The sequence below is a fragment of the Shewanella litorisediminis genome, assembly GCF_016834455.1.
Lineage (GTDB): Bacteria > Pseudomonadota > Gammaproteobacteria > Enterobacterales > Shewanellaceae > Shewanella > Shewanella litorisediminis.
Genome location: NZ_CP069213.1, coordinates 506,712 through 533,160 on the forward strand (window position 1 = coordinate 506,712; position 26,449 = coordinate 533,160).

Genomic DNA, 26,449 nt, shown 5'->3' on the forward strand with positions numbered 1-26,449 from the left:
GTCCATTGGACAGGCTTTTTCATCGATGATTGTTCCTGAATACTCAGCTCTTAAAGCTTGTCGCTGGACTCCTTCGCTGCGGTCTTGGGGCTGAGCTCTCGAGTCAGGCAAGCATTTAGAGAGGCTGATTTACCTGGATAACCAGCTTGCCAAAGTTTTTGCCCTCCAGGAGGCCAATCAGTTGCTCGGGGGCGTTTTCCAGACCCTGCTCAATTTGCTCGCGGTACTGGATTTTACCCTCGGCCAGCCACTGGCTCATATCCTGCTCAAACTCTCCGTAGCGGTGACCATAATCATCAAAAATGATAAAGCCCTGCACCTTGATGCGCTTGGTTAAAATCAGCCCCATCAGCAGCGACAGTCTGTCTGGTCCGGCGGGCAGCTCGGTGGCGTTATACTGGGAAATCAGGCCGCACACCGGAATGCGGGCGCTGGTGTTCAAAAGGGGGATTACGGTATCGAACACGGCGCCGCCGACGTTTTCGAAGTACACGTCGATGCCATCGGGGCAGGCGGCGGCCAGCTCGGCGGCAAAGTCGGCTGACTTGTGGTCGATACAGGCATCAAAGCCAAGTACTTCAACGGCATGGCGACACTTGTCGGCGCCGCCGGCAATACCCACTACCCGCGCGCCCTTGAGCTTGCCAATCTGGCCCACGGTAGCGCCAACAGGCCCAGTGGCAGCGGCCACCACTATGGTTTCACCGGCTTTGGGCGCGCCAATGTCGAGCAGGCCCATGTAGGCGGTAAAGCCCGGCATGCCCATTACACCGAGGGCGTAAGAAGGGTGGCTTGGATTGGCCCCCAGCTTAAGCAGGCCTTCGGCGCCGGACACGGCATAGCTTTGCCAGCCAACGTTGTAGGCGAGTACCCACTCACCCACGGCAAAGTCAGGATGGTTGGACACTTCTACCTGGCAGACGGTGCCGCCAATCATCACTTCGCCCAGGGCAACGGGCTCGGCGTACGACTTGGCATCGCTCATACGGCCGCGCATATAGGGGTCGAGTGACAGGTAGATGGTGCGCAGCAGCACTTCACCCTGCTTGGGTTCGGGTTTGGCCAGGGTTTCCAGGCGGAAGTTGTCGCTGGTGGGGGCGCCTACGGGGCGTGAGGCCAACACGATGCGGCGGTTAATGGAATCAGTCATAACTCTGTCCTCTGTTTAAATTAGACCAGTCGTCTAGTGTTCGTTTCAAAAAATCCGCTATCGAAATAGCGGCTTGGATTTGGGGCTATTCCTGTGTTTGACTGCCGGCTCAGGCCGTGGGCTGCAACACCTGTCTGGTGGTCAGCAGCGCCTGCTGCAGGCTGGCATCGTCCAAACGTATCTTGTTCAGCAAGCTGGCGCCGATCCACAGGTTATAAAGCTGCTCGGCAATTTGGTGGCTGTCGCCGATGTTAAGCTCGCCCGCCACTCGCCCCTGTTCGATGCAATCGGCAATTCGCCCTATGATGCGATTGGTGCCATAAAGGAGTGCCAAACGCATGGGTTCCGACAGGTCCGACACCTCACCGGCAAGCTTTACCACCAGGCATTTTCCGGCCTGACCCTGACAGCTGTTCTGCTCGCTCCAGCGCTGCCAGTAGTGCATCAGCTTGTCAAAGTGATTACCCGGGGCATCTTCAAGCAGCTGGTTCAGCTGGCTTAAGTAGTCGCTGAAGTAGGCCTGGATCAGGGCTTCGCCAAACTGCTCCTTGGACTTGAAGTAGTGATAGAAAGAGCCCTTGGGCACCTCGGCGTTTTTCAGCAGTTCCGACAGGCCCACACCGGCAAAGCCTTTGTTGACAACCAGTTGGTAGCCAATGTCGAGTATGTGTTGTCGGGTGTCTTGGGTTTTGGTGTTCATGGCGGCGATAATATCGACAATTAGACCAGTCGTCTAGTTTTTTTGTGCCTGATGATCGTACGGTCACGTTGAAAGTGTACTTTTCAGTTGGTTCTTTGGGAGTCGGTTGGGTGGTCTGCTTGGGCAAGTGGTGCTTGCTTTGCTTGTGCACCCCGAGCTGTGCTGTGCTGCGTTCATCAGCCTGCCGTGACTGAAAGTTGATTGCGGCTTTGCAGATTAGTCGCTCTGCAAGCGACAGAAGGTTGTGGGTTAAATGCTTCCTTAAGCAATCGCCAGTTCGCTATCAGTTAGTTTTTGCGGAGCTATACTGATGCAAGCATTTGTCATCACTGGTATTGGTTCCAGCATGGAGTCATACACCAAGGTTTAAAAATTCACCAAAAAAGATTAGGATCCGGGGACTTACCAGGGCTGATTGGCGGCGTATTCCGCCTCGCGACTGAGTCATTGCGTCGCAGGGTATTGGGCGTCAAAGCACGGATGCTGATCTGAGATGGCAAACGTGATGCAGATGTCACGGTGCTCAAGTGCCCGTTGGTGAGTCAGAGAATGGAATGCTATCATCCACCACTGGAATTAGAGTTAATGCTCTAGAGGTGTCAATGAAACCTATCACCACACTGGTTTATCTGTCAAAAATGGTGTGTTCGTCCCATCAGCTGGCAAAGCGTGCCCCCGGTGCGCAAAAGGGCCGCGTCGTTAAATCGGCTTTGTTTGCGGCCGTGCTGGCGTCTTGCGCCGGCATGTCTTTGACAGCCACAGGTGCCCAAGCCCAGAGTTTCGATGAGGCCTGGCAGCAGTTGCAACAGGTAAGCGATAAGCTGGCGGCCTCCAGTGCCAAGGTCGACCGGGCCCGCGCCGAGCGTGATGCCGGTGAAGACATGAGCCTGCCGGAGCTGTCGCTCAATGGCAGCTATACCCGCCTCGAAAAACCGCTGGAGCTGGACCTTCGGGATCTCAATCCCTTGGCGTCACTCGATCCCGCGAGTCTGCCGCCAGCACTGGGGGCGGCCCTTGGCAGCATTCCTGGCGAACTCTTTATAACCCCTTTCACCGAGCAGGATGTTTTCCGTGCCAGCCTGTCTGCCATGTGGCCCATCTATACGGGTGGGCGAATCAGTGCGGCCCAGGGCATACACGAGGCCCTGCTTGCCGAAGAAGAGCAGCAGCGTGAGTTGACCCGTCGTGAGCTGTTTACCACCCTGGTGGACAGGTACTACGGGGTGATGGTGGCGGCAGAGCTGGCCCGTACCCAGGACAAGTTGGTAGCATCCCTTGAGAAGCACGTCGACCATGCCCGCAAGCTCGAGGCCCAGGGGCAAATCGCCAAAGTTGAGCGCCTCAACGCCGAAGTGGCACTGGACAACGCCAGGGTGCAGGCATCCAGCAGTCGCCGCCAGTACGAGATGACCAATATCGCCCTGAAAAGCCTGCTGAAAAAAGCCGACACCCCCTCATCAGGGCTTTTTATTGCGCCAAGCGAACCTTCGCTGCCGCGACTTGCCGAGCTGACCCAAAAGTCGCATCCGGCGCTTAAGTTATTGGATGCCAAGGAAACCCAGGCAAATGGCCTGATTGAGGTTGAGCGCGGCGCCTACAAGCCCACGGTATTCCTCTACGGCAACTACACCCTGTACGAGGACGACAGCTTGTTCTCGAAAATGGAGCCGGACTGGATGCTGGGGGTAGGCTTTAAGATGCCACTGCTCTCCCGCGATGGCCGCAGTGGCAAGGTCGAAGCCGCCCACAGCGCACTCCTGCAGGCCCGTCACACCAAGGCGCAAACCCGGGAAGACTTGAGTCTGTTGCTGGAGCAAAGCTTTCGACAGCTTGAGCAGGCCGAAGAAGAATATCGTGCCCTCGACAGCTCGCGGGCGCTGGCGATGGAAAACCTGCGGCTTCGCGAGCTTGCCTTTAATCAGGGCATGTCCACCTCCATCGAGCGGGTGGACGCTGAGCTTAAGCTCACCGCCGTGGATACCCAGCAGCTGGGTGCCAAGTATCGTTATGTGCAGGCCTATGCGCGCCTGATGGCCATCTCGGGCCAGTTGGATGAATTTATCGGTCAGGCCCAGCGAGTGTCTGCCACCATGGGAGAACAACAATGACAGTCAACCGTTTGCTGGCAACGTCTGCACTGGTAGCGCTGGTGATTGCCCTCGGCTGGGGGCTGATGCTGGCCCACACACCTACCAAGGCGCCCTTGCAGGGCCAGATTGAAGCCCGTGAATACCATGTCTCTTCCAAGGTGCCCGGCCGCATCGAGCAGGTGATGGTACGCACCGGCGATACCGTTGCCGCAGGGGATTTGCTCTATGTGATTGACAGCCCAGAGCTTAATGCCAAGCTGATGCAGGCAGAAGGGGGCCGTGATGCCGCCCTTGCCATGCAGCTTGAAGCCGACACAGGTGCCCGCAAGCAGCAGATTGCCGCCCAGAAAGAACAGTGGCTCAAGGCGAAAGCCGGGCTGGAACTTGCCAAAACCACTTTCGACCGGGTGGATAACCTCTTTAAGGAAGGCGTGGTCCCAAGGCAAAAACGCGACGAAGCCTATACCCAGTGGCAGGCGGCCAGATACACAGAGCAGGCGGCACTGGCGGTGTACCAGATGACCGAAGAAGGTGCCCGGGAAGAAACCAAGGCGGCGGCCGCCGGCAATGCCCGCATGGCCGAGGGCGCGGTAAAAGAAGTGAGTGCCATTCTGGCCGACAGCCAGATGCGGGCGCCCCGGGGCGGTGAGGTGTCGGAGGTGTTGCTGCAATCCGGCGAATTGGCACCGTCCGGCTTCCCTGTGGTGAGTCTGGTGGACATGAACGACGCCTGGGCCGTGTTCCAACTGCGGGAAGACATGCTCAAGGATGTGAAAAAAGGCGAGCTGAAACAGCTCTATATCCCGGCGCTGGATACCCGCGCCGAGTTCAAGGTGAGCCACATTGCGGTAATGGGTGACTTTGCCACCTGGCGCTCCACCGAGAGTGGCCATGACTTTGACCTGCGTACCTTTAAGGTGGAGCTGGTGCCCCAGCACCCCATCGAAGGGCTGCGGGTTGGCATGTCTGCCATCTGGGAATAGGTCATGAAAACCCTGCTGCGCCGTGAGCTTGGCGCGCTGTGGCAAAACCCCTGGCAACTGGCGCTGGTCAGCTATCTGCCCATTCTTGCCATGCTGGCACTCTGGTGGCTATTCAGTGCCGCTTTGCCGAGGCAATTGCCGGTGGCTATGGTGGATCTGGATAACAGCAGCCTGAGCCGTGAGCTGGGCCGCCATATGGCCGCAAGCCCTGTCGTCAGTCCCATATCTTTTGCGTCTTTGCCACAGGCCCAGGACGCCATGAACCGCGCCGAGGTCTATGCTCTGGTGGTGGTGCCCCATGGATTTTCCCGCGAATTGAAAACTGCCGCTCAGCCAACTGTGGACGTGCGTTACAACGGTCAGTTTTTATTGGTGGGCAAGCTGCTTGCCGCCAATTTGCAGCAAGCCATTGCCGACGCCATGAAGCCGCTGGCCTACAGCAAGCAGCTGGCACAGGGCGCCAATCCCCATCAGGCGCACATCAATATCGCCCCCATCGCCACCCAAACCACGGCGCTCTTTAACCGTAACAATAACTATGTGGGCTTTTTGGTGCCGCCGGTGCTGATTGCCCTGTGGCAACTCACGGCCATGTTGGTGTTTGCCAACGCCCTCAACCGCGAGTTGGAATCCCCGGCGCGGCAAGAAGCCATTGGCTTGCTGCCAGTGCTGGGCGCCAAGTTACTCTGCTATGCACCGCTTTTGATGCTGCAGGGGCTCTTCATCCATGGCCTGCTGTTTGGCTATTTGAAACTGCCGGTGGCGGCCTCGCCGCTGTGGCTCATCCCCGCCATGCTGGCCCTGTTGCTGGCGGTATTTTTGATAGTGGCGGTGATATTTTTGTTGATGCAGGAGTCTGCCCGTGTGGTGAGTTTCTGCACCGCGCTGTTTGCCCCGGCCTTTGCCTTTATGGGGGTGACCTTTCCGGTACACGATATGCCGGCAGCGGCGCAGTACTGGCGGCTGCTGATGCCATCGAGCCACTATATCGACTCCCATATCGCCCTGGTGAGTTATGGCGTAAGCGGCATGGAACTGCTGAGCAAGAGTTTGTCTTTTATGCCGTTTCTACTGCTTCTGTTGCCGATTGGGCTGTTGGCACGCCAGGGGCTTAAGGAGGTGCAGTCATGACCCTGCTGCGGCTTATCCTTGAGGAGCTCAAAGCCATAGTCGCCGACAAGGCCATTGCCGTGACCCTGTTTGGCGGGGTGTTGTTTTATGCCTTGCTTTACCCCTTGCCCTATTTGAACCAGGTGCCCACCGAGCAGGCGCTGGTGGTGGTTGACCTGGATAACACCAGTCTGAGCCGGGAGCTTATTCGCCATGCCGATGCCAGCCCGAAAATCCGGGTGGCACGGGGGGCAGGCAGTGTGACCGAGGCACAGCACTATATTGCCAGCGGCGACTTCCATGGCTTGTTGGTTATCCCTGCGGGCTTTAAACGCGATCTCCTGCTGGGCAAGGGGGCAACCCTTAGCTATGGCGGCGACGCCAGTTACTTTTTGGTGTATTCGGCGCTGGTGGAGGGGCTGGTGACCGCCGGTATGGATGCCGCAAAGTCGGTACAGCTGCTTGGCATGTTAAGCCGGGGCGAGTCTTTTGCCGGTGCCAGCCTCAGTCTGGCACCCATGCACCTGAATGCGGTGCCTGCCTATAACCCGGGTTTGGGTTACACCCCCTATGTGGTGCCCGGCCTGTTCCTGCTGATTTTGCATCAGACGTTGCTGATTGGCACCGGTATTTTGGGGGCTGGGCAATGGCGTAAATCCGGCTATTGGCAGCAGGTGTCGGCCCTTGAACTCTTAATGGGACGCATTGCGGCCTTCGGCCTTATCTATGCCGCCCTTGGCGCTTTTTACCTTGGCTGGTGCTATCACTGGTATGGGGTCAGTGTGCAGGCGGGGCTTGGGGATATCGCAGCCTTTATCGTGCCTTTTTATGTGGCTACGGCGGCGGCCGGGGTGGCGACGAGTTGCCTGTTCATTCGCCGCGACATGCCCACTCAGGTGATGCTGCTTGCCTCCATGCCGATTCTGTTTGTCAGTGGTTTTGTGTGGCCGCTTTCCCTCATTCCTGAGCCTCTGGTGATGGCAGCCCAGGCCATTCCGGCGGTGCCTGCCATCTTTGGTATGCTCAAACTCAATCAGCTGGGGGCGGGATTCGACGCCGTCTTCTCTGAATGGTTAATGCTTTGGGTGTTGGCACTGGTGTATCTGGCGCTGGCGTGGTGGGGCCTGGTGGTCAGACGGCGGGAAGTGAATAGCCCGATTACCCCCAAACAGGCATAAAAAAACGCCCCGCATTGCGGGGCGTTAATCTATCTGGAGGCGTGGCAGTGATCAAGACTCGGGGGTATTGTCCCTAAGGTACTTGAGCAGCTCTTTAGCCGCCTTGGACTCCAGACCTTTTTCTGCATCCTTGCTCACTTCCTTGGCGGTCGCACGCACCATCTGACGCAGCTTCTGGCGGTCAAATGCGGGATGTTCCTCTACCAGGGCCTGGATCTCGCTGTCGCCTTCGGCAAGCAAACGATCGCGGATTTTTTCAAGCACATGCTGACGGGCAGCCTGGTTGTTGTTTTTGTTGGCCAGTTTGTCCAGCGAAGCGACTATGGCCTCGGTGTCCAGGTTACGCATCAGTTTGCCAATAAACTGGATCTGACGGCGCAGGGCCTCACTGTTGGGTTTAATTTTTTTGGCTGCAGCCAGGGCATCCAGCAAGTCTTCTTCCAGATCCAGCTTTTCCAACTGGCTCTTGCTCAGACCAAGCAGACGCTTACCCAGGTCCTGGGCAGCATGGGATTCCCGCTTGATAGATGACTTACTGACATAGTTTTCGTCATCATCATAGGGCTGTTTGAAATTCTCTGGATCGCCAACGACGTTCATTCGCTAAAAACCTCTCTACACGCAATCCGGCAATATTACCATTAAGCAGGGGAAACTGCTGCCTCGGGCGCAGATTTTGTCTGCAAAGGGAGCACATTTGTGGATGTGATTTGCCACAGGGCTTTGTTATGCTTAGCCCCATCAGGCAGTGAACAAGAGCAAGACAGTGTCATCTAACAAAATTGAATTGGAATTGAACGCCCTCAAGGATGCCGTGGCCATGGCGCTGGACTACGCCAAAACCCTGGGAACAGGCGCCGCCGAAGTGGCCATCAGCAAGCAACAGGGATTGTCGGTTTCTACCCGGCTCAAGGAAGTGGAAACCGTTGAATTCAATAAAGACGGTGCACTGGGGATCACGGTATTCCGGGATGGCTGCAAAGGCAGTTCGTCCACCTCTGATTTAAGCCCCGAGGCAATCCGTCAGGCGGTAAAGGCCGCCGATGATATTGCCCGCTATACCTCTGCCGACCCCTGTAATGGATTGGCAGAGGCCAGTTTAATGGCCAAAACCGTGGCAGATCTCGATCTCTATCATCCCGAAAGCCTGACTCCGGAAGAGCTCACCGAACTCGCCATTCGCGCCGAGGCTGCTGCCCTCGACGCCGATCCGCGCATTAAAAATTCTGATGGGGCCAGCGCCAACGCCCATACCGGCATCAAGGTGTACGGCAACAGCCATGGTTTCCTCAATGGCTACTGCTCTTCCCGTTACTCCCTAAGCTGCGTGGTGATAGGCGAAGAAGACGACGGCAATATGCAGCGGGACTACGATTACAGCATTTCCCGCAAGTATGCCGAGCTGCTGTCTCCCGAGCTGGTGGGGCAAAAGGCTGCTGCCAAGACATTAAGCCGCCTCGGTGGCCGCAAAATTGCCACAGGTACCATGCCGGTGCTCTTTGCCCATGACGTGGCCACGGGGCTCATTGGTCATCTTATCAGCGCCATCAGTGGCTCCAGCCTGTACCGCAAATCAAGCTTCCTGTTGGATGCGCTGAACACCCAGGTGTTCCCCGAGTGGCTGAATATCCGTGAAGAACCGCATTTGCTGGCGGGTCTTGCCAGCGCCCCCTACGACAGTGAAGGGGTGGCGACTGTAAACAGAGATATCATTAAGGATGGGCTGCTCGCCACCTACCTGCTGACCTCGTATTCTGCCCGTAAATTGGGCATGACCAATACAGGCCATGCCGGTGGTATCTACAACTGGACCCTGAATGACTCCGGAGTGGATTTCGATGCCCTGGTGCGTCAGATGGACAAGGGGCTTATCGTGACCGAAGTCATGGGGCAGGGCGTGAACATGGTGACGGGTGACTATTCCCGCGGCGCCGCCGGTTTCTATGTGGAGAACGGTGAAATTCAGTTCCCGGTGGAAGAAATCACCATCGCCGGTAATCTCAAAGACATGTATCGCAGCATTCAGGCGGTGAGTCAGGACAGAGACCTGCGCTCTTCCATTCGCACCGGTGGTATTTTGCTCGATAGCATGAAGGTTGCAGGTAACTGACAAGCCCAATGGCGTTAGATAACCAGCCATAAAAAGCCCCGCATCGATGGGGCTTTTTTGTACCTGATATCAGCCAGAACCCGCTGGTGTCATCAATCGATAAGAAGACAGGCTAAGGCTTCGGCTGGTCTTGTTTGGACGCCGCTTCTGCAGCGGCTGCCGAGGCTTCTGGGGCAGGTGTTTTGGTGGCGAGAGCTTTTGTGGCTGGGACCACTGTAGACGGAATGTCTGTTGACAGGCTTTCCGGCGTGAACACAACAGGAGTCTGCAATTCCGGGTGTAACTCGGCCTCCCGGTAGGCCGTTATGGTGCCATCGTGCATCATCTCCGTGAGCGCCTGTACCAGCCGCGCGGCAACGCTGTCCGGTGCCGGTTTAACGGGCTGATTGGCCGCGGATACCGGCTTGTCCGCTATAAAATCGGGGTTGGCTATCTCTTGAAAATGTGGGCTTTTACGGGAAAAACCAAAGAACATTGTGCGGGGTTTTTCACAGCAGCCGGGATGCCGCTTCAACCCATTGCCGCCATCCTGATGGAGGTAGTACTCCAGGGTAAACTCATCATAGATAAAGAAGTCGCCCTTATTGGCTCTGAGCATGGCGAAGGCCTTGGGAATATCCATGTCCTGTGGGCGGCGCTGAGCGAGTCCCTTGGGCAGACCGCCCAGGTCATAGCTGCCGGGTGCCATCAAAAGCACCATGTTATGGGTGACAAGCTCATTGAGCTGTTTGATATCCGGTGCTTTTTCACGGCTTATCCCGGTGTAACGCTCGGGCAGGCCGTTTGGAAAAAACCAGGCGCGTTTTGCCCGCGCCGGGGTAAAGCTCAGGCTGGGATAGAAATCGATATTGCCCTGTTCCAATTCGCGGATGATGCGTTGTTTGGGGGCGCGGATAACGGTTAAGCGGCAGCCGATACGCTTGGCAGCCTCGTCAAAGAGGGTCACAAAAAGCCCATTGTCTGAGGGCTCGGCGTGAATATAGGGCAGGCGTTCACTGGTGCGGTAACCCATGGTCAGCTCGCACCCGATACCGGGCACACTCACGAGCAAGAGTAGCAGTAACGGCGACAGTATAGACGGCCTCACTTAATACATCTCCTTGATTGTTCTGCCCTTTAGCTTCGTGCCTGCTTAAAAGTTACACAAAAAAACTGTGGGGTAAAACAGAACTTCTTCCTTATTCACGTAAATTTGATCTGGATCCCGGCGGACATTGGTCTTATGCTTGGCCGGTTTTTAACCAAAGGAGCACCAAGGTGAGCAATCATCACGATCACGGCCGCGGCGACATCCGCGACAATGCCATTAAGGCACTGGTGACCTCAGATCTGTTCAGATCGAAGGTCGAAAAACCGAAAAAAGGCAAAGGGTCTTATCAACGTAAGGCACGCAACCAGAAGGGGCATCAGCACAAGGGCGATGCCCCTTTTGATTTATCGCGGCACAAACAAAAAACGGGCACAAGGCCCGTTTTTTAATACGCCGAATCTCAGTCTTCCAGTGCCACTAATTCGGCCCAGAGATCGTGCTCATCTGAGGCAACGATGCGGGCACGCACCATATCACCGGGAGTCAGTTCAGTTTCGCCGTTGATAAACACCATGCCATCGATTTCAGGGGCATCGGCGTAAGAGCGGCCGATGGCACCTTCTTCGTCCACATCGTCAATCAGAATATCCAGCTCACGGCCAACCAGACGGGCCAGACGCTCGGCGCTGATCTCGGCCTGTACCGCCATAAAGCGCTCGTATCTGTCTTCCTTCACTTCTTCGCTGATAAGCTCGGCCAGGGTATTGGCCACGGCGCCATCCACCTCGGAATACTTGAAACAGCCAACGCGATCGAGGCGTGCTTCACGCAGGAAGTCCAGCAGCATTTCGAAGTCTTCTTCGGTCTCACCGGGGAAGCCAACGATAAAGGTGGAGCGGATCACCAGGTCAGGACAGATCTCACGCCATTTTTTGATGGCATCCAGCTGGCGATCAACACGGCCGGGGCGCTTCATCATCTTGAGGACGCGTGGGCTGGCGTGCTGCAGTGGCAGGTCCAGGTAAGGCAGAATGAGACCTTCGGCCATCAGCGGGATCAAGTCGTCGACCCAGGGGTAAGGGTAAACGTAGTGCAGGCGCACCCATGCGCCCATCTTGCCCAGCTGGCGTGCCAGACTGGTGATGTCCTGCTTGACCGGCATACCGTTCCAGAAGTCGGTGCGGCCATCTTTGTCTTTGCCGTAGGCGGACGTGTCCTGGCTCACCACCAGAATTTCCTGCACGCCGCTTTCAACCAGACGCTTGGCTTCGTCGAGCACACTGCCTACGCCGCGGCTGTCCAGATCGCCACGCAGGGCAGGGATGATGCAGAAGGTGCAGCGGTTGTCACAGCCTTCAGAAATCTTCAGGTAGGCGTAGTGCTTGGGTGTCAGCTTTACACCTGTCTGAGGGATCAGCGAGGTGAAAGGATTGTGCTCTGGCTTTGGCACATACTTGTGTACGTGATTCAGCACAGCCTCATAACTGTGGGGGCCGGTAATTTCCAGCACGTCCGGATGCACTTCGCGAATTTGGTTTTCTTTGGCACCCAAACAGCCGGTCACAATCACCTTGCCATTTTCTTCCAGGGCTTCACGCACGGCGTCCAGCGACTCTTCCACGGCGGCATCGATAAAGCCACAGGTGTTTACAATCACCAGATCGGCATTGTCATAGCTGTTGGTTACTTCGTAACCGTCGATACGCAGCTGGGTCAGAATACGCTCTGAGTCCACCAGATTCTTGGGGCAACCCAGGCTGACAAAGCCGATGCGGTTGCCCTGAATGGTGCCATCGCTGGCCTTGGCTTCTGCCGCCAGTGTCTTGGCTGGGGTCTCGAGCGTGGTAGTCTGCTTGGGATCAAAAGTTTCGACTGTCTTGTTCAAAGTGCGCGTTCCGAAATTGCGTGACGGGTTTGATTTACTGCGCAGGCCCGGCTTTAACGCTGCATTGGCGGTGGGCAGTAAAAAAGTGCGCGCGATTATACCGCAAGTGCCCGAAAGGTACAGGGTGTGTGGTGAAATTTTGTTCAGCAAGTTGGCGGAAAATTTTTTTGAAAAATTTAACCCCTTTTGAATTTTATGCCGTTTGTAACGTCAGACAGATTTGAAAACCAAGGAGAATCCCATGAAAAAAACTCTGACAGCCCTCGGTGTGAGCGCCCTGTTTGCCGTGTCTGCCCTGACTTCATTTGCTCAGGCAAACGAGTTCCCCACGCTGGATACCACCGGAGTCGCCGAGCTGAAAGTGGCGCCCGACACCGCCGTTATCTCGGTGGAAGTGGTGTCAAAAGGTAAGGATCCCCGTTATGTGAAGGGGGCTTCTGACAAGGCCGTGGCCGGTTTTATCAAGCGTTTGGAGGCCGCCGGTGTGAAGCGCGAGCAGATTGAGAGTGCCAATCTCATCATCAACCCCGAGTACAAGTACCACAAGGATGCCGAGCCTCAGCTTGTAGGTTATGGCGCAAATCGCCGGGTTACTGTGCGCATCACAGATGTGTCCCGAGTGAACGAGATAGTGGACTCGGCGCTGACCGAAGGCATTAACCGGGTGGGCAATATCAGCTTTGAGCTCAGTGACGACAGGGCGGCCCGCGAAAGGGTTCGGGAGCTTGCCATTGCCGACGCCAAGTCCAAGGCCGAGTCGCTGGCCAAAGGTTTTGGCGCCAAAATTCAGGGCGTGTGGCATATACGCTATTACGATCAGGGGCCGATTCGCCCTGTGATGTATAAAGCGGCCATGATGGAGGCCGACAATGGGGTAGGGCAAAGCTATGAGTCCGGCGACATTACCCTGTCGGACAGAGTCGAAGTGACCTATCGACTGAAAGACTGAACTGAATTTCGTTTGGCCTGACTGGCTGGCGAACAACAAAGAGAGCCGATACAGGCTCTCTTTATTTTTTGAAGCAGAGGATTATTTGCTGAGCTTCAGCTGATAAAAGGCCAGATCCAGCCAGCGATCAAACTTGTAGCCCACTTCTTTCAAGGTGCCGGCATGTTCAAAACCGAGCTTGCGGTGCAATGCTATGCTGGCATTGTTGCTGGCATCTATGCCGCCCACCATCATGTGCAATCCGGCATCCTTCGCCGCTTGAATAAGCGCCTCCATCAGCTGCAGGGCGACCCCTTTTCCCCTGTGATCCGGGTGAACATACACAGAGTGCTCCACCGAGTAGAGGTTTGCCGGAAAGCCCCGGAATGGTCCATAGCTGGCAAAGCCCATCAAGTCACCCTTCTCATCAAAGGCACCCAGCACAGGGTATAAACCTTCCTTTTGTGCAAACCAGGCAGCAATTCTCGCCATATCCCTGGGCTCATATTCATAGAGCGCTGTGGTGTTGGCGATGGCGTGGTTAAAGATGTGCTGAATGATGGCGCCATGTCGTTCGAATTGGCAGGAAGCTATGTACATAGTGGTAAGGAGTCAGTAAGAAGACGACCAGTATGCCAAGGGTGCAGCGCCCTTGCCAGCGTCTCGCCGGGTTGCTGTTGTGCTGATGACTGCCCTGATGTTGGGAGCACTGGTCTTATCATTGTGTTTAACAATGCTGGATCATTTGATTAACACGGAGTGATTCGCTAGCTTTAGGGTTACATCATGTAGTTTGTGCCGTTTCAGGCTGCGTCGTTGGTGTCTGTGTCGCACGGTTCGCCGTGATTTGACTAACAAGATAAAAACAAGGAGCCCATTGTGAGCTTTATTGCAAAGACCTCTACCCTGATAATGGCACTGGGTTTGGCTACAGTGCCTGCGATTGGCAATGCCAAAAACGACAATGCCTTCGACAATGCCAATCCCAATGCATCCTTCCTGCGCTGTGGTACCAAGCAGCCCAGCATCCAGGAAGCCGAATTACGTGAGAAACATTTTCAAACCCTGAAGGCCGCTAAAGGTAAGCCCGGTGGCGGAGGCGGTGGCGGCGGCAGCACTTACCAGCCTCGTGCCAATGGCAGCGTGGTGGTGGATGTGTATATGCACGTAATCACTGATAACGGCGGCAATGGTGATTTGTCTGCAGGTGCAATAAATTCCCAAATCAACGTGCTGAACGATGCTTATGCCAATACGCCCTTTACCTTTAAAGTGGCAGGTATCACCCGTACCGCCAACAACAGCTGGTACACGGCTACCCATGGTTCAACCGCTGAGAAGGAAATGAAGGCGGCGCTGCGCCAGGGCGATGCCTCAGACCTCAACTTCTACACCAACAACATGGGCGGCGGCCTCCTTGGCTGGGCAACCTTCCCAAGCAGCTATGCATCCGATCCGGTGAATGACGGTGTGGTTGTGCTCTACTCAAGCCTGCCCGGCGGCAGTGCCGCACCCTATAACGAAGGCGATACAGGCACCCATGAAGTGGGCCACTGGCTGGGGCTATATCACACCTTCCAGGGTGGCTGCAGTGGCAACGGTGACTATGTGGCTGATACCCCAGCCGAGCGCAGCCCGGCTTATGGTTGTCCGGTGAACCGCGATTCCTGCGCCGGTAGCCGTTATCCCGGTCTGGACCCCATCACCAACTTCATGGATTACACCGACGACTCCTGCATGTATGAGTTCTCGGAAGGTCAGGCCCATCGCGCCGATGAACTGAGCTTCACCTACCGTAATCTCTAATCTTTGGAATGGTCAAAAGGCACCCTCGGGTGCCTTTTTTGTTGGAGAAGTCGCCTTACCTGACCACCAATACGGGACAGTGGGCTTTGTTCACCACCTGCGCTGCTACATTGGGATGTAGCCAGTGGGTGAAAGGGGCATGATGGTGGCAGCCAATGACGACCATGGCAACATCCTCCCTTGCCGCCTCGGCGAGGATCTGGCTGGTGGCATTTCCCTTGTCTATTTGGATTTCAACTTCCTGATCTGGAGGCAAGTCTGCCAGCAAGGCGCGGATCCTTTCTGTTGCATAGGCGGCTAAATGGGCCTGCTGCTCTTTGGCGTTGGCTACCACTATGCCGAAGTTGTCTTCGTGGTGCGGCGCTGTGGTGATGTCATCGCCGTAAGGACGGCTTATCACATGCAAGAGGCGCAGTTTTTGATGGCTCATTTTGGCGAGATCAAGTGCCTGCTGCAAGGCGTGGGTTGAGCTTTCTGAGAAGTCTGTTGGATAGAGAATATATTGCTTGTCCATACTTCCCTCCTTTGGCTGAATGTAGGGGAAGGGCACTTTAAATTATAGTGTTTTTTCCCTCGGCCAAAGGTTTGCCGGAGTGGCTGATACAAGGGATAACGCAATTTTAAGGTAACAAAAACCCCGGCAGTGGCCGGGGTTTCTTGTATGGGCTTACACTCGACGTTTTAACGCTCTTTTTACCTTAATCCAGCAAGGCGTAGCGCGCATTCGCTACCCTAATCTTTAATAGCAGGCGTGTACGAGGCAGTAGAAAAGGCACCCATGGGGTGCCTTTTGTTGGTATATCGAAAATAAGCGCTTGTGGAGGTTGGTTTTAAATAATCTGAGAGCCTTTGGTTTGCACCTTTTTAAACAGCGCCGAGTCCATATCCTTGGTCACGATAAAACTGGTCCAATCGGCGGGGAATTGCCCAAAGCATTGCTCCAGTACCTCGTCTTTACCGGTCCAGCCGCCCACCTTGATGGCAAGCACCACCACAGGGCTGTCACGGAAGTACTGGACCGATTTTTGGCACAGCCACACATCCTCGACCCTGCCTATCGCAATCAGCCGCGCGGCGAGTGCATCTATGGCTTCTTTAGGCAGGGTTGGTGCCATCAAGGGGTCTTTCGCGCCTACCGTGATGCGCTCCTGTCTGGCGCGCTCGGCTATCTCACCGTGGGCCACCAGCTTATCCAGCCACTCGTTGGCCTGATTGCCATCGCCCAGATGCAGGTAGTAGCCATAGGCGCCCATGCAGGCGTCGTTAACCAGCTCATCCTTGGCAAGACAGGCCCGGAATAGCGGCAGACAACGCGGATTACCTGCTTTGGCATAGAGCTGCGCCAAACGCAGACCCGTGTCGAGATCATGGGGTTTGGATGCCATGATGCCATCGTAGAGTGCCACGACCCGTTCCGGGTCTCGCTGGAACTTATCCAAAAGGAACGCCAGTTCCTCCTTTTGATCCAGCGATAGCTGATTGGGATCCATTTGATCAAGCAGCTTGAGTCTAGCCAATTGTTCCAGCGCAAGCTGGTACTGGAATTGCCACTCCTGGCCGTTATACATCAGCCAATTATCGTTGAATTCTTTAATGATTTTATGGGCCGACTTGCCGAGCAATTGCCAGGCATTGTTTTCCCTGAGCTTAAGCACTTCGGCGTTGAATGTACCGAGAGCTTCTACCCTGTCTTTGGTACAGGGGTGGGTATTGTGGGGTGAGGTTCGTTCGGCCATGACCTTTGCAAGACGCAGTGGCAGGTCACCAAATTCACCGGCATCCATAAACTGCTTGAAGGCAGTGTAGGGCAGGATATCGGGGGCGGGTTGCTCATAGGCGCGGCGGTAATATTGCGGCCAGAAATCCTCGTCTGTGATTTCGGCCAGCAGTGAAGTTTTTACCAATGCTGATTGAAAAGTGGCTGCCGAGGTGTGCTTGGCGGCAGACAAATCGGCTTCATACTCGTTGAGTCTCGCCAGTGCGAATGAGTAGGCCGAAAAGCGCGGCGCATACCAGCTGAAAAACTTGCGCATGGGATAGGTAACCATGGAGCCGGAGCTTTCGAAGCTGTGCATCATCTGCTCCCACATGGCGCGGGCCCGGTAAATCTTGCCGTTGAATTTGGCGTGGTCGCCGCTCAGGTGCCCAAGTTCGTGGGCCAATACCGCCTTGAGCTCTTCTTTGGACAGCGACATGAGCAGCTCAAGCCCTATGATAAGCGTGTTCTCCGTGGGGCCGCCCACAAACCAGCGGGGCGTTTGCGCCATGGCGGCGTTAAATTCCGGTGTGATAATGATGTTGTGCACTCTGGGGGTATTGAGGCTTTTGGTCAGCTCATTCACCAAACCAAACAGCAGAGGAGCCTCGGTGCGTCTGAGGCGATATCCCTCGGGTTTACTTGTCCCGAGAAAGAGCACTTTTCCCAGCATCCAGCCGATAATCAGCAGCGGAATAATCAGCTTTTTCTTGAGTAATAACACCAGGAATACCGAGCTTGTGAACGCCAGTCCCACAGTGCCTGCCACCAGGCCGACAAAGAGCAGCAGCAATAACAGGATGACGCCGTATGCCATCAACACATAGAGGTTGAGTTTACGTTTGTAGCTTTGCTGGTCGCTGGTGAGGTCCTGTTGGGCCTTTAACATCAGCTCGTCGAGTGTTCCCTGATTGAATTCCATGGCTATGCCTTCATCTTGATCTTCCTCTTCCTAATGCCACTATGATTATAAGTGGCTGCTTTGGCAATACTTTTATGCGGTAAGCTTGGAAGTGATACCGCTTGTACAGTGGAGGATGGCTCGGCTTTAGTCTCGGTGGCTTGGGCAGGCTGAAGGTCGTCAGCTAAACAAAAACCCCGGCATTGGCCGGGGTTTCTTGTAAGGCATAAAGCGCTTTGTTTCAGAGCGCGTAAGCCTTAATCCACCAAAGCGTACTGCGCTTTGAGGATGGCGATGATTTCTGCCTTGGGATTGTCGGAGAGTTCAATCTTGCGGCCTGTTACCTTCTCTGCGATGCCTGTGTAGGTGCGGGATACATTCATCATGGCATCCAGTGGCAGGGCGTTGTCGCGGGCCAGGGCTTCACGTTCGCTCATCCGGTCTTTGTTGAGCAGGATGTCCGGGTCAGGGAAGTGATTGAGCAGGAACTGGCGGAAACCTTCTTTTGAGTTTTCCACAATCTTGCCATCGCGGTAGGCGGCGCCGTCCCAAATACGGGAAGAATCCGGTGTGCCCACTTCATCCATATAAATCAGCTTGGAATTGCCGTTGCGGTCGGTGACGTAACCAAATTCAAACTTGGTATCCACAAACACCTGATCGAGTTTGGCCAGCGCCTCGGAGATTACGCCAAAACCTTCTTTGAGCAGCTTTTCGTACAGGTCGATATCTTCTTTCTTTTCAAAACCAAAGGCTTCGAAGTTGGCTTCGATATCGGCGCGGCTGATGTTCACATCGTCCTGTTCAGGCACGCCGGGGATACCGGTGAGAATGCCCTTGGTAGACGGGGTGATCAAAAGCTCTGGCAACTTTTGATCTTTTTCCAGACCCTCTGGCAGCGTGATGCCACAAAATACCCGTTCGCCCTTTTGGTAAGCGCGCCACATGGAGCCTGTGATGTACTGGCGGATGATGGCCTCTACCTTGATGGGCCGGGCCTTTTGCACTATCCACACGAAGGGGTGTGGGATCTCAAGGATATGGCTGTCGGCGAGGCCGTTTTCTTTGAACAAGCCAAACCAGTGATTGGAGATGGCGTTGAGGGCCGCGCCCTTGCCGGGAATACCACGCAAATCGCCTTCACCGTGGAAGATGCAATCGAAGGCGGAGATACGGTCAGAGATCACCATGATAGCCAAGGGCGTGTCGGCGGGCACATCGTAGCCGCGCTCCCGGATAAGGCGGGCGCTGTCGGCTTCGGTCAGCCAGTAAACGCTGCGAACCTTGCCGCTGTGCACAGGTTTGTCGGTACGGATGGGCAGGTCGTTGTTCACGGCCAGTACGGAATCAGCAAGACTCATGACGAGTATTCCTCTGAATGTGTGGGGTAAGTGTTAAGTCGGGCAGGCTTATTATGTTTTGTACCTGTTTCCCGGGATATCGGGGATTGCAGCGCATGATACAAGAGCGCATTAAGAGAAATGCGTTTGGTATCCAGACTGTGATTGGGATGGCTCACTGACTATCTGCCCACTGCAAAAGATGGGGTATTTTACAACGATTGGGAAAATTTGCCATGGCGGCGGTAGCCCATACAGCTAAAAGACTGTTCGCTGGGTTAGATTCAAAAAGGCCCGCCAAAGGGGCGGGCTGGGATGGTTCAGGTGGCTTGTTTGAGCTTTTCCCGGGTAACCTCAAAGGCTTCCTGGGTAGTCTTACAGGGTTCCCGCCCCACATAGCTCACAAGCACTATGGTGGTGGCGCTGACAATAAATCCGGGCACAATTTCATAAATGAGGCTGGACAGGGGCTGACCATTTTCAAGCAGTGGCAACTGACTCCAGACAAGTACCGTGCCCGCACCACTGATGATGCCTGCTACTGCGCCGCCGTGGGTCATTCTGGGCCAGAACAAACTCAGCAGCACAAGGGGGCCGAAGGCGGCGCCAAAGCCTGCCCAGGCATTGCCGACCAGAGACAGAATGCTGGCGTTATTGTCCAGTGCCAGCAGGGTTGCCACAGCCGCCACCGCAAGCACGCCGATGCGACCTGCGGTCACAGTGGCTTTCTGATCCATCTCTTTGTGAAACAGGGCGCGATATACATCCTCAGACAGCGAACTGGATGACACCAAAAGCTGTGAGGAAATGGTGCTCATGATGGCGGCCAAGATCGCCGCCAGCAGGAAGCCACTGATGAGCGGATGAAACAGGATCTCGGAAAACAGGATGAAGATAGTCTCGCCGTCATCCAATCCCGGCTTGAATTTATTCACATAGGCCACACCGATAAGTCCGGTTGCCAGCGCGCCTATGATGGTGACCAACATCCAGCTCATACCGATATTCCTGGCTGCTGCAATGTCCTTTACCGAACGAATTGCCATAAAGCGCACAATGATATGGGGCTGACCAAAGTAACCCAGACCCCAGGCGAGGCTTGAGATGATGGCCAATAATCCCATCTGCTCAAAAGAGTCGGCCAATGGCGTAATGCTGCGCCCGGCCTGATCAAGCATTTCGCTGCTGCTGTTGAATTCCTGCAACGCGACCAGCGGCACCAACACCAATGCGATAAACATGATACAACCTTGCACAAAGTCAGTCAGACTGACCGCGAGGAAGCCGCCAAGCAGGGTGTAGGCTACCACCACAGACACAGTGATCAGTAAGCCGGCTTGATAATCCAATCCAAATGCGGATTCAAAAAACTTACCGCCGGCGACCAATCCCGCCGACGTGTACAGGGTGAAGAACAGGATGATGACTGCCGCCGAAATCATCCGTACCGAGCCGTTCTGCTTATTGAAACGCTTGCTGAAAAAGTCTGGCAGTGTGAGGGCGTCATCGGCTTCTTCGGTAAACACTCTGAGCCTGGGCGCGACCAGCAGATAATTCATCAGTGCGCCCAACAGCAAGCCAGCCGCAATCCACAGGGCGTCGTAGCCCATGGTAAACATGGCGCCGGGCAGGCCCATCAGCATCCAGCCGCTCATGTCGGATGCACCGGCGGAAAGCGCCGTGACTTGGGGGCTGACCTGACGTCCTCCGAGCATATAGCCAGCGAGGTCATCGGTAGAATTACGATAGGCAAACAGCCCTATTGCCAACATGGCAATAAAGTAGAGTGTCAGCGAAATATAGCTGGTGTGTTCCATTAAAAAATTACCTGTTTCTCGATGGGATAATATTTTTGATGTTGGCTGATAGCCACGGAAATATATAGCTTGAGAGAATTAGCCAAAAGCAGGCTAATTGAACTGAGTAAGTGAGCTTATTTTTAATAGCAGTAGTATCCAGTAACGTTTTCGTGTCTGGATCCTGTGAGTTAGAGGATGGCATGATGATTTCCTTGTCTGTTAACTGATTGATGTTAATTGAGGAAAAAATCATTTGAAAGCCAACTAAGCCAACGATTTTTATGTTGTCTTTTTTAGCATTCGAATGAATTTGACCCGGCTATTATGTGAATTTTTGTCTGAATTTTCAAGGCTGGAATAGGTTCTTGTCTATTTTCGCTTTAATTTTATCGTTGCCGGATCTTTAATATTTTCCCATAGGGCAGTAACTTACGGCCGAATAATTTTTCTGAATTTTTTATGTGAGATTTAAATAACTACTACTGATATTTGGCAGTCTGTATGAGTTATTTAACACATCTGATGTATGAATGTTGGTCAGTGCCAATACAGGTGCACCTGCTCGCTGTAGATGGGCCGGGCATGACATAAAAGTGTAATTTACACATATGAAATTTCATATATGATGGTGGCCATATGTAATCCTGGAGGCGGCGATGGATGTCGTGAACTTTTTTAAGGCACTGGCCGATGACACCCGGCTCAGAATCCTTATGCTGATTGTGGTGGAAACCGAGCTTTGCGTCTGTGAGCTGACGGAGGCGCTTAATCTGAGTCAGCCCAAAATTTCCCGCCATTTACGGCTGTTAAAAGACGCAGGTTTACTGATGGACAGGCGTCAGGGCCAGTGGGTGTACTACCGCCAGGCAGACGACTTGCCATTGTGGTGTGCCGGTCAGCTGGCCCATTTGGCGCAGAAAGGACCAGACTGGCTGGTGGATGAAAAACAACGTTTGGCGACCATGGGGTGCAGACCCGGGCGCTGCTGTTAATGCGTGTCTCATTGGGAGAAGAGGGCAAGATGAGCAAGATTAAAGTAGGTATCAACGGTTTTGGCCGCATGGGGCGCCTCACGCTGCGCTCTGCATGGAACAGTGACGCGTTTGAGTTTGTACATATCAATGACCCGGCGGGGGATGCCACTGCGCTGGCACACCTGCTGGAATTTGATTCTGTCCATGGCCGTTGGCAGCATCCGGTGGCGAGCGATGGCTGTAATATCCTGATTGGCGATAAGCGCATTGGCACCAGTATGAACAAGACCATCGAAGAAACCGACTGGTCGGGCTGCGATCTGGTGATTGAGGCCTCAGGCAAGATGAAAACCAAGGCCGTGCTCGACGCCTATCTTGCTCAGGGCGTTAAGCGGGTCGTGGTGACGGCACCCGTGAAAGAGGAAGGGATTCTTAACGTGGTGATGGGGATAAACCACGAGTTGTACAACCCGGATGTGCACCCGATAGTGACTGCGGCGTCCTGCACCACCAACTGTCTGGCGCCCGTGGTTAAGGTAATCCACGAGGGGCTGGGTATCAAACACGGCTCCATGACCACTATTCACGACATCACCAACACCCAGACCATTCTGGATGCGCCACACAAGGACCTGCGCCGTGCCCGCGCCTGTGGTATGAGCCTTATCCCCACCACCACAGGCAGCGCCACTGCCATTACCCATATTTTCCCCGAGCTCAAGGGGCGTCTTAACGGCCATGCGGTGCGGGTGCCGCTGGCCAATGCCTCGCTGACTGATTGCGTATTCGAAGTGGAGCGACCCACCACTGAGGTGGAGGTGAACGCCCTGCTCAAGGCCGCCGCAGAAGGAGAACTCAAGGGCATTTTGGGATTTGAAGAAAGACCGCTGGTGTCCATCGACTATCGCACCGATCCCCGCTCCAGCGTGGTGGATGCCCTGTCGACCATGGTGGTTAACGGCACCCAGGTGAAGCTCTATTGCTGGTACGACAACGAGTGGGGTTATGCCAACCGGGTGGCCGAACTGGCGTTGATGGTCGGACAACGGGATAAGGCGTAAATCCTATGTTTGCCAGCCGCAATAAACTGACCCCGGATCAGCGTCAATACCTGTTGGTCACTGCCAATTATTGGGCCTTTACCCTTACCGATGGGGCCCTGCGGATGTTGGTGGTGCTCTACTTCCACCAGCTGGGGTATGGGCCGCTGGCGATCGCCATGTTGTTCCTGTTCTACGAGTTTTTTGGCGTGGTGACCAACCTCGTAGGGGGGTGGCTGGGTGCCCGTATTGGTCTTAATCGCACCATGAATATAGGTATGGGGCTGCAGATTCTGGCTCTGGGCATGCTGTTGGCGCCGTCGGCCTGGCTCACTGTGGCCTGGGTGATGGCGGCTCAGGCGCTGTCAGGTATCGCCAAAGATCTCAATAAGATGAGTGCCAAGAGCGCCATCAAGATGCTGGTGCCCAAGGATGGTGCAGATGACAGGCTGTTCAAGTACGTGGCCCTGCTTACCGGCTCGAAAAACGCCCTCAAGGGCGTGGGTTTCTTTGTCGGCGGCGCGCTGTTGTCGCTGGTTGGCTTTACAGGTGCCGTTGCAATCCTCCTGATACTGCTGGGTCTGGTTTGGTTCGATAGCTTGAGTGGCCTCAGGCATGAGCTTGGCAAGGCCAAAAACAAGCCAAAATTCAAAGAGATTTTTTCAAAAAGTGCCAGAGTCAATACCCTGTCGGCAGCGCGATTTTTTTTGTTTGCGGCCAGAGATGTCTGGTTCGTGGTGGCGCTGCCGGTGTCACTCGCCAGTCTCTTTGGCTGGAGCCATTGGCAGGTCGGGAGTTTTCTGGCGGCCTGGATTATTGGCTATGGCATGGTACAGGCTTCTGCTCCGGGGCTTATTCGCCGAAAGGGACGCCTGCCCGGTGGTGGTGAGGCCACCTTTTGGGTGGCTTTGCTGGCCCTGTCACCGGCGGCTATCGCCATGGGGTTGTATGCCATGGGGGATGCCGGGCAGGGGGGCAGTTTAAGCCTCTACTGGTTGCTCGCAGGGCTGCTCATTTTTGGTGTGCTCTTTGCCATCAACTCGGCATTGCACAGTTTTTTGATAGTGCATTATGCCGATGAAGATGGGGTGTCGCTGGACGTGGGATTCTATTACATGGCCAATGCCGCCGGCCGCCTGATGGGAACATTGTTATCGGGAGCCATCTTCCAGTTTTATGGTCTGGAAGCCTGTTTATGGGCCAGTGCGCTGATGTTGGGTGTTACCGCTTTCATCAGTTTCAGACTACCCGACAATAGCGTCGGCTGACATTATCGGGTATTAATTGCTGCTACACTTGAACCATGTCTTGAATCCAGGAGCCTGAATGGAACAGTCAGTGCGAGTTGCTGCGAATTGCGGGGGGGCAGAACGTGGGTAAACTGTTTGCCAGCGCCCGTAAACTTGAGGAACAGCCGCTTCAGCCTGAGGCTCCTGTTGCCCCCTGGATCATCGGCATTGTTGACGATGAGCCAGCCATTCACGATGTCACCCGTTTGGCATTGAAGCACGTGCGTGTATTTGGACGCCCGCTGGAGTTTGTATCGGCATTCAGTGCCAAAGAAGGTTTCGAACTGGTAAAAAAACATCCCGATATGGCATTGGTGCTACTGGATGTGGTGATGGAAACCGATGAAGCCGGCTTGATGCTGGTGGACCGTATTCGTAACGAGCTTGGCAATCACCTTCTGCAAATAGTGCTCAGAACCGGTCAGCCCGGATACACCCCCGAAGAAGAAGTTATCCTCAAGTACGAAATCAACTCCTACAAGACCAAGAGCGAGCTGACACGCAATAAGCTGTTTACCGTGGTGGCGACCGGGCTGAGGTGCTTCAGCCAGATGGATGCATTGGAGCGCAGTCGGCAGGGGTTGAGATCTGTGATTAATGCCGCCGCAAACCTGTTTCAGGAACGATCGCTCCATGAATTTGCCGGTGGTGTGCTCGAGCAAATCGATGCCCTGTTCAATATTAAAGCCGACAGCCTTTTCTGTGTGTCTAAACGGCCAATGAACGGCCCCTTTTCCATCGATTCCGGTAATCATGAGTTCTTTGTGGTCGCCGCCAGTGACAAGTTCCGTCCCTTCTATGGCAAGAGCCTGGATGAGCTGAACCCTGATCTTGAGCAGTGCAAACTGGTGCAGGAAACCCTCAACGCCCATCAGCATGTGTTCCACCCCCACTGCAGCTGTTTGTATCTGTCGACACCGTCTGGCTGGCAGGGGGTCATAGTGGCAGAAAACGCCACCGGCTTGACCAAGGTGGATCAGGAGTTGTTACAGGTATTTTGTTTGAACGTGGCACTGGGGCTGGAAAATGCCAAGTTCTTTGCCCACCTCAACAAGGCTGCCTTTTTTGATGAGCTCACAGGCCTGCATAACCGTGCCGGTTTGGTGGAGTATGGCGCCAGTTTCCTTAAGCAATTTGACCTTGGAACCGCGGGTTTGTTTATGGTGGATATCGATTATTTCCATCAGATAATAGAGTCCCTGGGATACGAGTTTGGCAACAATATCCTGGAAAAAATGTCGCGGGTGTTGCGCAAAGAGTTTTCCACCCGCGCCCTCATCGCCCGCTTGCATGCGGATGTGTTTGCCGTGCTCTTGCCTGAGGCAAGGCTGACGGCCCACGAATTGGCGGTGCGCTGCGCCAAACCCCTGATGATAGGCGAGCAATCGATTCGATTGGGGCTTACCGTTGGCTGTGCCATGTTGGATGCCGGGCAGGAGCCAGATATGGAGCAGCTCCTCAGGCATGCAGAGTCTGCACTGAAGGTGGCAAAAGAACACAGGCGTGGCTCCGGTGAAACCTTCAACAAGCGTTACGAGCAGGCATCGAGAGACAGCATGACTGTGCTCAGTGACTTGCGTATTGCGCTGGACAACCGTGAGCTGTATCTGGTGCTGCAACCCAAGGTGAATATTCACAGCGGAGCGGTGGTGGGTTATGAGGCGCTCATCCGCTGGCAGCATCCCGAAAAGGGCAATATTCCGCCGGGAGCCTTTATTCCGGCGGTGGAAAAATCGGGGCTGTATTACGGTCTTGATCTCTATGTGGCGCGGGCTACCTGTGAGCTGATTACGCAGCATCCTGAGTTGAATGTTCCTGTGTCTTTGAACATCTCTGCTAATTCACTGCACCACGAGACCTTTGTCGACGATCTCAAGGCCGAATTTCTCCGTGCAGGCGTGCCCTTTGACCGGGTAGAGCTGGAAATTACTGAGAATGCACTGGTGCACTCAGACAGGGCCATCAGCGAGTTACATCGGCTGCATCAGAGTGGCTTTATCATCTGTCTGGATGACTTTGGTGCAGGTTTCTCATCACTGGGTTACCTGCTCAGGCTGCCCATTCAGGTCATTAAGATAGACAGGGCCTTTATCTCTCACCTGACCGACAGCGATGAAGCAATCGCCGTACTGCAGGGCATTTTGCGTATTGGGCGCGACCTCAATAAACAGCTGATTATTGAAGGGGTTGAAACCGAGGCGCAGTTGACACTGTTAAAATCCATGCAGGTGGATTTTGTGCAGGGATTCTATTTCCACAAACCCTTGCCTGTCGCTGAGGCTTTGGCGCTGTTGGGTGCAAAGCAGTAAGCCAGTTCAGGCCATTGATTGGAAAACTCTTTGAGTTTCAACGGCTTTTTCGGCAATCGGTTGGCGTACTG

22 protein-coding genes are annotated in these 26,449 nt (G+C 54.7%); 12 read left to right on the forward strand and 10 right to left on the reverse strand.

Annotated features, from left to right (window positions below; all coding sequences use genetic code 11):
* Positions 1-115: 115 nt before the first annotated feature.
* Together JQC75_RS02275 and JQC75_RS02280 are read right to left on the reverse strand one after the other, a co-directional pair.
* On the reverse strand, positions 116-1,150 hold the full coding sequence (locus JQC75_RS02275) for an NADP-dependent oxidoreductase (protein ID WP_203325891.1): 1,035 nt from the start codon (positions 1,148-1,150) through the stop codon (positions 116-118).
* A 109-nt stretch (positions 1,151-1,259) separates the two neighbouring features.
* Positions 1,260-1,850, reverse strand: coding sequence for a TetR/AcrR family transcriptional regulator (locus JQC75_RS02280; RefSeq protein WP_203325892.1), 591 nt, complete (start codon positions 1,848-1,850; stop codon positions 1,260-1,262).
* A 743-nt stretch (positions 1,851-2,593) separates the two neighbouring features.
* Here JQC75_RS02280 and JQC75_RS02285 point away from each other — a divergent pair.
* The 4 genes from JQC75_RS02285 to JQC75_RS02300 are packed head-to-tail and all read left to right on the forward strand — an operon-like array spanning position 2,594 to position 7,211.
* The gene (locus tag JQC75_RS02285; protein ID WP_203327096.1) at positions 2,594-3,958 is read left to right on the forward strand and encodes a TolC family protein; all 1,365 of its coding nucleotides are present in this window, start codon (positions 2,594-2,596) and stop codon (positions 3,956-3,958) included.
* Positions 3,955-4,923 (forward strand): HlyD family secretion protein, encoded by a 969-nt coding sequence (locus JQC75_RS02290; protein WP_203325893.1) that lies wholly within the window; start codon positions 3,955-3,957, stop codon positions 4,921-4,923. The genes JQC75_RS02285 and JQC75_RS02290 overlap by 4 nt, the downstream gene beginning before the upstream one ends.
* Before the next feature lie 3 nt (positions 4,924-4,926).
* Positions 4,927-6,054, forward strand: coding sequence for an ABC transporter permease (locus JQC75_RS02295; protein WP_203325894.1), 1,128 nt, complete (start codon positions 4,927-4,929; stop codon positions 6,052-6,054).
* Positions 6,051-7,211 carry an ABC transporter permease gene (locus tag JQC75_RS02300; RefSeq protein ID WP_203325895.1) on the forward strand — a complete coding sequence of 387 codons (1,161 nt, stop codon included), beginning with the start codon at positions 6,051-6,053 and terminating at the stop codon, positions 7,209-7,211. Before JQC75_RS02295 ends, JQC75_RS02300 begins: the two co-directional genes overlap by 4 nt.
* Positions 7,212-7,262: 51 nt before the next feature.
* Here the strand turns inward: JQC75_RS02300 and yjgA are convergent, their stop codons facing one another.
* Entirely contained in the window at positions 7,263-7,811 is a 549-nt protein-coding gene (gene yjgA, locus JQC75_RS02305) for a ribosome biogenesis factor YjgA (protein WP_203325896.1), read from the reverse strand.
* 166 nt (positions 7,812-7,977) lie between these two features.
* On the opposite strand from yjgA, the gene pmbA reads away from it, so the two are divergent.
* Positions 7,978-9,321: a metalloprotease PmbA gene (pmbA, locus tag JQC75_RS02310; RefSeq protein WP_203325897.1), complete on the forward strand. Its 1,344-nt coding sequence runs from the start codon at positions 7,978-7,980 to the stop codon at positions 9,319-9,321.
* Between the two features lie 112 nt (positions 9,322-9,433).
* Here pmbA and JQC75_RS02315 read toward each other — a convergent pair whose 3' ends face one another.
* Complete coding sequence (locus JQC75_RS02315; protein ID WP_239002067.1) at positions 9,434-10,408, reverse strand: substrate-binding periplasmic protein; 975 nt, start codon at positions 10,406-10,408, stop codon at positions 9,434-9,436.
* 170 nt (positions 10,409-10,578) lie between these two features.
* Here JQC75_RS02315 and JQC75_RS02320 point away from each other — a divergent pair, with 170 nt between their 5' ends.
* Complete coding sequence (locus JQC75_RS02320) at positions 10,579-10,800, forward strand: ribosome alternative rescue factor ArfA (protein ID WP_203325898.1); 222 nt, start codon at positions 10,579-10,581, stop codon at positions 10,798-10,800.
* Positions 10,801-10,811: 11 nt separating this feature from the next.
* Here JQC75_RS02320 and rimO read toward each other — a convergent pair whose 3' ends face one another.
* A complete protein-coding gene (gene rimO, locus JQC75_RS02325; protein WP_203325899.1) occupies positions 10,812-12,236 on the reverse strand; it encodes a 30S ribosomal protein S12 methylthiotransferase RimO in 1,425 nt (474 codons plus the stop codon).
* A 241-nt stretch (positions 12,237-12,477) separates the two neighbouring features.
* Here rimO and JQC75_RS02330 point away from each other — a divergent pair, with 241 nt between their 5' ends.
* On the forward strand, positions 12,478-13,185 hold the full coding sequence (locus JQC75_RS02330) for an SIMPL domain-containing protein (protein WP_203325900.1): 708 nt from the start codon (positions 12,478-12,480) through the stop codon (positions 13,183-13,185).
* An 81-nt stretch (positions 13,186-13,266) separates the two neighbouring features.
* Here the strand turns inward: JQC75_RS02330 and JQC75_RS02335 are convergent, their stop codons facing one another.
* Positions 13,267-13,764 (reverse strand): GNAT family N-acetyltransferase, encoded by a 498-nt coding sequence (locus tag JQC75_RS02335; RefSeq protein WP_203325901.1) that lies wholly within the window; start codon positions 13,762-13,764, stop codon positions 13,267-13,269.
* Positions 13,765-14,043: 279 nt separating this feature from the next.
* Here JQC75_RS02335 and JQC75_RS02340 point away from each other — a divergent pair, with 279 nt between their 5' ends.
* On the forward strand, positions 14,044-14,970 hold the full coding sequence (locus tag JQC75_RS02340; RefSeq protein ID WP_203325902.1) for a zinc metalloprotease: 927 nt from the start codon (positions 14,044-14,046) through the stop codon (positions 14,968-14,970).
* A gap of 55 nt (positions 14,971-15,025) precedes the next feature.
* Here JQC75_RS02340 and JQC75_RS02345 read toward each other — a convergent pair whose 3' ends face one another.
* From JQC75_RS02345 to putP, 4 genes are all read right to left on the reverse strand, one after another.
* Positions 15,026-15,484 carry a universal stress protein gene (locus JQC75_RS02345; protein WP_203325903.1) on the reverse strand — a complete coding sequence of 153 codons (459 nt, stop codon included), beginning with the start codon at positions 15,482-15,484 and terminating at the stop codon, positions 15,026-15,028.
* 316 nt (positions 15,485-15,800) lie between these two features.
* Positions 15,801-17,648 carry a M48 family metallopeptidase gene (locus JQC75_RS02350; RefSeq protein WP_203325904.1) on the reverse strand — a complete coding sequence of 616 codons (1,848 nt, stop codon included), beginning with the start codon at positions 17,646-17,648 and terminating at the stop codon, positions 15,801-15,803.
* 236 nt (positions 17,649-17,884) lie between these two features.
* Positions 17,885-18,988, reverse strand: a complete 1,104-nt coding sequence (locus JQC75_RS02355) for a phosphoribosylaminoimidazolesuccinocarboxamide synthase (protein WP_203325905.1) — start codon at positions 18,986-18,988, stop codon at positions 17,885-17,887.
* A gap of 299 nt (positions 18,989-19,287) precedes the next feature.
* Entirely contained in the window at positions 19,288-20,784 is a 1,497-nt protein-coding gene (gene putP / locus JQC75_RS02360; RefSeq protein ID WP_203325906.1) for a sodium/proline symporter PutP, read from the reverse strand.
* Between the two features lie 638 nt (positions 20,785-21,422).
* Between putP and JQC75_RS02365 the strand changes: the two genes are divergently transcribed.
* The 4 genes from JQC75_RS02365 (at position 21,423) to JQC75_RS02380 (ending at position 26,378) form a co-directional block, all read left to right on the forward strand.
* Complete coding sequence (locus JQC75_RS02365) at positions 21,423-21,758, forward strand: ArsR/SmtB family transcription factor (protein WP_203325907.1); 336 nt, start codon at positions 21,423-21,425, stop codon at positions 21,756-21,758.
* Positions 21,759-21,787: 29 nt separating this feature from the next.
* Positions 21,788-22,801 carry an ArsJ-associated glyceraldehyde-3-phosphate dehydrogenase gene (locus JQC75_RS02370; RefSeq protein ID WP_203325908.1) on the forward strand — a complete coding sequence of 338 codons (1,014 nt, stop codon included), beginning with the start codon at positions 21,788-21,790 and terminating at the stop codon, positions 22,799-22,801.
* A gap of 5 nt (positions 22,802-22,806) precedes the next feature.
* Complete coding sequence (gene arsJ / locus JQC75_RS02375) at positions 22,807-24,048, forward strand: organoarsenical effux MFS transporter ArsJ (RefSeq protein WP_203325909.1); 1,242 nt, start codon at positions 22,807-22,809, stop codon at positions 24,046-24,048.
* Positions 24,049-24,152: 104 nt separating this feature from the next.
* Entirely contained in the window at positions 24,153-26,378 is a 2,226-nt protein-coding gene (locus tag JQC75_RS02380; RefSeq protein ID WP_239002068.1) for a bifunctional diguanylate cyclase/phosphodiesterase, read from the forward strand.
* The last annotated feature ends 71 nt before the right edge of the window (positions 26,379-26,449 follow it).

What these genes read in the sequence shown, in the direction of transcription:
- JQC75_RS02275 (WP_203325891.1), bottom strand. Translation starts at nt 1,150, where the DNA reads ATGACTGATTCCATTAACCGCCGCATCGTGTTGGCCTCACGCCCCGTA.
- JQC75_RS02280 (WP_203325892.1), bottom strand. Translation starts at nt 1,850, where the DNA reads ATGAACACCAAAACCCAAGACACCCGACAACACATACTCGACATTGGC.
- JQC75_RS02285 (WP_203327096.1), top strand. Translation starts at nt 2,594, where the DNA reads ATGTCTTTGACAGCCACAGGTGCCCAAGCCCAGAGTTTCGATGAGGCC.
- JQC75_RS02290 (WP_203325893.1), top strand. Translation starts at nt 3,955, where the DNA reads ATGACAGTCAACCGTTTGCTGGCAACGTCTGCACTGGTAGCGCTGGTG.
- JQC75_RS02295 (WP_203325894.1), top strand. Translation starts at nt 4,927, where the DNA reads ATGAAAACCCTGCTGCGCCGTGAGCTTGGCGCGCTGTGGCAAAACCCC.
- JQC75_RS02300 (WP_203325895.1), top strand. Translation starts at nt 6,051, where the DNA reads ATGACCCTGCTGCGGCTTATCCTTGAGGAGCTCAAAGCCATAGTCGCC.
- yjgA (WP_203325896.1), bottom strand. Translation starts at nt 7,811, where the DNA reads ATGAACGTCGTTGGCGATCCAGAGAATTTCAAACAGCCCTATGATGAT.
- JQC75_RS02330 (WP_203325900.1), top strand. Translation starts at nt 12,478, where the DNA reads ATGAAAAAAACTCTGACAGCCCTCGGTGTGAGCGCCCTGTTTGCCGTG.
- JQC75_RS02335 (WP_203325901.1), bottom strand. Translation starts at nt 13,764, where the DNA reads ATGTACATAGCTTCCTGCCAATTCGAACGACATGGCGCCATCATTCAG.
- JQC75_RS02345 (WP_203325903.1), bottom strand. Translation starts at nt 15,484, where the DNA reads ATGGACAAGCAATATATTCTCTATCCAACAGACTTCTCAGAAAGCTCA.
- JQC75_RS02350 (WP_203325904.1), bottom strand. Translation starts at nt 17,648, where the DNA reads ATGGAATTCAATCAGGGAACACTCGACGAGCTGATGTTAAAGGCCCAA.
- JQC75_RS02355 (WP_203325905.1), bottom strand. Translation starts at nt 18,988, where the DNA reads ATGAGTCTTGCTGATTCCGTACTGGCCGTGAACAACGACCTGCCCATC.
- putP (WP_203325906.1), bottom strand. Translation starts at nt 20,784, where the DNA reads ATGGAACACACCAGCTATATTTCGCTGACACTCTACTTTATTGCCATG.
- JQC75_RS02365 (WP_203325907.1), top strand. Translation starts at nt 21,423, where the DNA reads ATGGATGTCGTGAACTTTTTTAAGGCACTGGCCGATGACACCCGGCTC.
- JQC75_RS02370 (WP_203325908.1), top strand. Translation starts at nt 21,788, where the DNA reads ATGAGCAAGATTAAAGTAGGTATCAACGGTTTTGGCCGCATGGGGCGC.
- arsJ (WP_203325909.1), top strand. Translation starts at nt 22,807, where the DNA reads ATGTTTGCCAGCCGCAATAAACTGACCCCGGATCAGCGTCAATACCTG.